Annotated in this window: 5 protein-coding genes and 1 pseudogene; all 6 read right to left on the bottom strand. The window is 69.1% G+C overall.

Annotation, left to right across the window (positions count from 1 at the left end; translation table 11 throughout):
- Positions 1-70: 70 nt before the first annotated feature.
- Entirely contained in the window at positions 71-550 is a 480-nt protein-coding gene (locus H8R17_RS44475; RefSeq protein ID WP_187828847.1) for a hypothetical protein, read from the bottom strand.
- A gap of 117 nt (positions 551-667) precedes the next feature.
- Positions 668-1,615, bottom strand: coding sequence for a hypothetical protein (locus tag H8R17_RS44470; protein ID WP_187828846.1), 948 nt, complete (start codon positions 1,613-1,615; stop codon positions 668-670).
- 83 nt (positions 1,616-1,698) lie between these two features.
- Positions 1,699-2,097 carry a hypothetical protein gene (locus H8R17_RS44465; protein WP_187828845.1) on the bottom strand — a complete coding sequence of 133 codons (399 nt, stop codon included), beginning with the start codon at positions 2,095-2,097 and terminating at the stop codon, positions 1,699-1,701.
- 295 nt (positions 2,098-2,392) lie between these two features.
- A complete protein-coding gene (locus H8R17_RS44460) occupies positions 2,393-3,253 on the bottom strand; it encodes a phosphoadenosine phosphosulfate reductase family protein (RefSeq protein WP_187828844.1) in 861 nt (286 codons plus the stop codon).
- Positions 3,254-3,367: 114 nt separating this feature from the next.
- A complete protein-coding gene (locus tag H8R17_RS44455; RefSeq protein WP_187828843.1) occupies positions 3,368-3,976 on the bottom strand; it encodes a hypothetical protein in 609 nt (202 codons plus the stop codon).
- 104 nt (positions 3,977-4,080) lie between these two features.
- A pseudogene (locus tag H8R17_RS44450) lies at positions 4,081-4,728 on the bottom strand (hypothetical protein); the annotation flags it as partial.

The raw sequence follows: 4,728 nt of genomic DNA, 5'->3' as shown, positions 1-4,728 counted from the left end.
AATGATCACCGTGATGAGCTGCGCGAGCACCCCAACCACTCGTCACACCAGGACCGTTGACCTGCACGAATCACGATGGAACTTCCTCGTTGGTGAAGAGGTCTTCGGAGCTGAGGTTCAGCCGCTCGGCGCACAGCAGTAGGTCGGCCAGAAGCCGGGCGATGACCTCGGTCACGTCGGACGTGGCCAGGGCCGCGAGTTCGCTTTCGTCGGCGAACCGGCCGAAGTCGAAGGGCTCGAATTCGCCGCGCAACTCCCAGACGCGGTGCTGGAGAAGGTCGAAGTTGAGGTTGCGGCGGGCCCAGTAGTGCAGGACGTCGCCGAACAGCGTGGTGACGGTGGTCTCCGCCTCGCTGCGGAAGGCGGGGCTGGTGCGGAGCACGTCCCACCCGGCCGCCCACTGGTCTCGGCCGTAGATCAGGAGGGCGCGCATGCCACGGACGGCGGGGTCCTGGTTGAAAACGCTGCCGCCACACGAGGTGTCGAGGTATTCCCACACGGCGGCTTCGCCGCGGTTGGTGCGATTCTTGATGCGGGACGGAGTGTCCATGATCGGTTGCCTTTCGGGTGAGGCCGGACGGCAGTTCGCCGGCTGGAGGAGGCGGTGAGCCGAGACCAGGACGCGGGCGGGCGTGCGCGTGTCCGCGCCCCGGACTCAAGGGAGGGGTCAGAACCCGGGGAGGTGGGCGTGCGCGTTGTCGCGGATCCACGACGCGGCGAACTTCGCGCAGTCGGCGGACTCCTCGGCGATGTTCCCCGGCACGTGGGAACCGCTGTATAGCGTGCGGATCTGGTCGCCGTCGGCGTTGTGCAGGGTGATCGTCCACGGTTCCTCGTGGGCGTCGATCGGCCGGTCGGCGCTTTCGCCGGACTGGACGAACAGGCGGGGGCCGGTATGGACGTCCTGGCTGGTGGCCGTGGTGTCGAGCGGGATCACGCGGTAGGTGATGCCGCACTCCCACATGGGGGACGACGGCAGGCCGTAGGCGCCGAGGGCGGCGTGCAGCACATCGCCCTCGGTCGGCGCGGGCTCGTCGACGGGGCGCAGCTCGATGTAGCTGCCGGGCAGAGCCACGGTGTAGGTACAGGACGCATCGAGGAGGATCCGCGCAGACGGAACCTTCTGCCACAGGCCGAGGACGAATTCGACGCGGTCGGCCGACAGCGGGGCGGGGTGATCGATCGCGTCGCCGTCGTGGGAACTGGCATACGTTGCCGTGTAGTTGACGGCGTGCGCGACGGGATTGGCCGGAGCGATCACGGTGCCTCGCTCGGGTACGGGGTGCACCTCGCGGTGTGCCGTGCCGAGGGCCAGTCGGTGGGCGGCGGCAACGACCTCGTAGGCGGCCGTCAGGGCCTCCTCCTCCCGGAGGGCCTGCTCACGGACCGTCCGGCCAGCGTCAGCGGCTTCGATCCACTTGCTGCTGAAGTCGGCAGGAAGAAGCCGCTGTTCGGAGCGGCACTGAAGGAGGCTGCCGTCCGCCTTGCTGATCTGTCGCCTGTGCCTCGCTGCCGCCCTCTGGCGGAGCGCCAGCACGGCCGTGGCCAGATCCAGCTGATGACGCGCGGCTGTGACTCGCTCGCGGGCTGCGGTGCGCATCGCGTGTGTCTGCATGGGGTGCTCTTTCGCTTTGGTGGGTTCGGCTCCGGTGCGCGGCTTTGCCCTGCCGCGCACCGGAGGAGTACGGGGGTGGGACGTCAGTCGAGTGCGTCGGCCAGGGAGTCGAGGAGAGTCCGCAGCGAGTGCTGTACGTCTCCGTCCCCCGCTATCTCCTCGCCCGTCAGAGAGGTGAAGAGGGTCCGCAGCGAGAGGCCCAGGCCCTCGGCTCCGGCTGCCTCCCACACGTAGGAGAGGAGGTCGGCGCAGATCTCTCCGGCCAGTTCGGGCGCGTAGGTGGCGTTGAACGTCTCCCAGCCGTCGGGCGTCGCGGCCCAGCCCGGCGTGACGTTGCCCTCGCCGTCCGTCTTCGCGCCGTCCTCACCCACCCAGCGGAGGGCGTAGGCCAGGAGGGCGTGCCCCCGCTCCGGCGGCGTCGACTTGATGAGTTCGGCGTAGTCGGTAGGCGCCTTGATGTCGAGAGGCCCTGTGAAGTCCATGGGTGGGCTGCCTTTCACGGTTGTGGGTTCGGTGCCGGAGCGCGGTTTGCCCTTCCGCGCTCCGGCTGGGAATCGAGACGGTCGGCTCGCGCAGCCTGACGAAGGTGAGGGGCTGCATCCGAAGCCGTTGACCCCGCGTCGACATAGGTAAATTTATCTTTCGGGTGGGTGGGGGTCAACGGCGTTTCGGGTCACCGGCCCCCCGAACTGCCGGGTTCGTGGATGAATTCCCGGGTAGCCGCCCTGCCGGAGTGAGCCAGGGCGTGATGTGGCCGGGGCGTATCCCTTGGTCCGGTCAGCTGCGGGCGAGTTCGACGATCTGCTTCAGGGTCAGGTTCTTCTTGAACGGCTTGCCCAGACGCTGCTCCGCCCCGGCCCACTCTGCGAAGATCTCGCGGTTGATCCGCGCGGACGCGATCAGGTCGGCCCGCTTGGCCAGCGGGCACGCTCGGCAGCTGAGCCGCCCCACGTGCTCGTAGGCCGGATGCCACGGGATGCCGTGCTCGCGATGGGCCTTCCAGACTTCGTCCGTCTTGAGGTGGTGGACCGGCAGCCAGGTCGTGACGTCGCGCAGCGTCTTCGCGGTCATACGGTGCTGCTCGATAACCGGCTTCTTGGCGCGGGCCCGGGACTCCTCGGCGCGCATGCCCATCGCGTACCCGGCCCGGATGGGGCGGCCGAGCCGAAGTTCGGCGGCGACCTCGTCGACGTAGTCGCGGCCGACGGCGGTCTTCAGATCCGAGGTACAGAACCTGGCAAAGAAGCCTGGAAAGTTGCCGTGGTCCATGATCCGGTCCCACAAGGACGGCCACCGCTGACTGCGGCGGACGACGAACGGCACTCCGTACAGGTCGGCATGGCTGCGGGCCACTTCGAGCGCGCCGGGCCACTCGATCAGGTGCCCGTTCGGCGTACGGCCGAGATCACAGTGCAACACCCTGACCTTGTGCAGCTGGCCTGCCTGGTCGGCCTGCGTACACACCTCGTGCACGAGGACGCCACTGTCCTTTCCGCCGCTGTCGCCGACAATCACGACGTCGTTGCGATCCCAGTCGAACCCGGCGGCCGGCGCGGGCAGGGGCGGCGGAGCGAAGAGTTCGAGCTGTGCGCCGCACGCGCTTCCGCACGGCGGAGGGGTGCTGAGGTTTCGGGGCATGGGTCTCTCCCAGATGGAGGTGTTCGGTGGGGCTGCCCGGACCCTGGGCAGCGAGGGGGTCAGTCCCGGCTGCCTGGCATCGCCGAGGTGGCGCCTGCCAGGCAGCCGGCTGGATCAGCGCGGCGGGATCTGGGCCGCGTAGGCGGTGATGACCGAGTGCGCCGCCGCCTCGCTGAGGCGCAGGATCTCCAGGTCGCACACGGCGGTCATGTCCGGGCCGGACAGTTCCAGGAGGGCGATCCCCTCCACCTGCCAGCGCCCGGACAACTCCGAGCTGTAGATCGGCGTGTCAAACGCCTCCTCGTCATAGCCCGGCATCGGGCGGCTGTCGACCACGCCCAGCAGTCCCGCGGTCTGGTCGTCCAGCCACCGGGCGGCCTCGCCCTTGAAGTCGGTCGGGTCGTGGAAAGCGGCCAACTCGCTGTCCGGGGCGCTGTCGACGGCGGCGAGGACGGTGGGCGCCAGGGCGAGCGGCAGAAGCTTGAATCGGAGGCTGTGCCCGTGGGGGTAGTAGGTGTTGGACCACCTGACGGAGGTGGCCCCGTGGGTGAACGTGACGTCCACCCACGGCGACTCGGTGGGGCGGGAACGGGTCACCTGGGGCCGGATGCCCCGGGTGAGCAGGAGCCGGATCGCCAGGCGGACGGTGCGGGTGTGCTGGACGGTGCGGGCGGTATAGGCGATGCGTTCGCGGGCGTCGTGCCGGGGGTCTGAGAAGGCCATGCGGCGCTCCTTTGGCTTGTGGGCGCCGGGCCCGGTTTGCCCTCCGGGCCCGACTGAAAGGGGAAGTGTGCGGTGGGGCCGCCTCCGGGACGGCCCCACGGGGTTTACAGAACGGCGGCCACGCGCTCGCCCAGCCACTGGGCGACGTTGCAGCTCACCGCGTTTCCGGCCTGGACCGTCCGGGCGGCGTCGCTGGTCCCCGTGACGATGTAGCCGGGCGGGAACCTTTGCGCGCTCATCTGCTCGCGCCACTTCAGCATCCGGAAGTAGCAGTCCTCGATCCGTGCCGCCTGCCGCAGCAGACCGGCCGAATCGTGCGTGGAAAGGGTGTGCAGCGGCTCGGACGTCGGCTTGGCCTTCGCGCCCTTCCGGTACGGGATGACCAGCCCATGGTGATTGCCACCCGCCATGACCGCGGACAGCGGCCGGTCGATCTTCCGCGCCTTGCCGTGGTTGCGGAGCTCGATGACGAACGGCGGAGCCGCCAAATCCGGCGACGACGTGGCGTAGGGGAAGCTTCCGGGCGGGACGAGCAGCCCTTCCCCGATCTTCGCGCACCTGGACGGAAGCGGAGCCAAGTCCGGCCGGAACGCACGCCCGTCGTGGCCACCATGGTTGACGGTCACTAGCGAGGGGGCCTCGGGGAACATCTCCAGCCCTGCCTCAATGAGGAAGTTCCATCGTGATTCGTGCAGGTCAACGGTCCTGGTGTGACGAGTGGTTGGGGTGCTCGCGCAGCTCATCACGGTGAT

The organism is Streptomyces sp. TRM68367 (genome assembly GCF_014495685.1).
Taxonomy (GTDB): Bacteria; Actinomycetota; Actinomycetes; order Streptomycetales; family Streptomycetaceae; genus Streptomyces.
This window is presented reverse-complemented; position numbering and strand designations above follow the sequence as displayed.

Excerpts from the sequence above, each read along its gene's own strand:
- H8R17_RS44475 (WP_187828847.1), bottom strand. The coding sequence starts at position 550 with ATGGACACTCCGTCCCGCATCAAGAATCGCACCAACCGCGGCGAAGCC.
- H8R17_RS44470 (WP_187828846.1), bottom strand. The coding sequence starts at position 1,615 with ATGCAGACACACGCGATGCGCACCGCAGCCCGCGAGCGAGTCACAGCC.
- H8R17_RS44465 (WP_187828845.1), bottom strand. The coding sequence starts at position 2,097 with ATGGACTTCACAGGGCCTCTCGACATCAAGGCGCCTACCGACTACGCC.
- H8R17_RS44460 (WP_187828844.1), bottom strand. The coding sequence starts at position 3,253 with ATGCCCCGAAACCTCAGCACCCCTCCGCCGTGCGGAAGCGCGTGCGGC.
- H8R17_RS44455 (WP_187828843.1), bottom strand. The coding sequence starts at position 3,976 with ATGGCCTTCTCAGACCCCCGGCACGACGCCCGCGAACGCATCGCCTAT.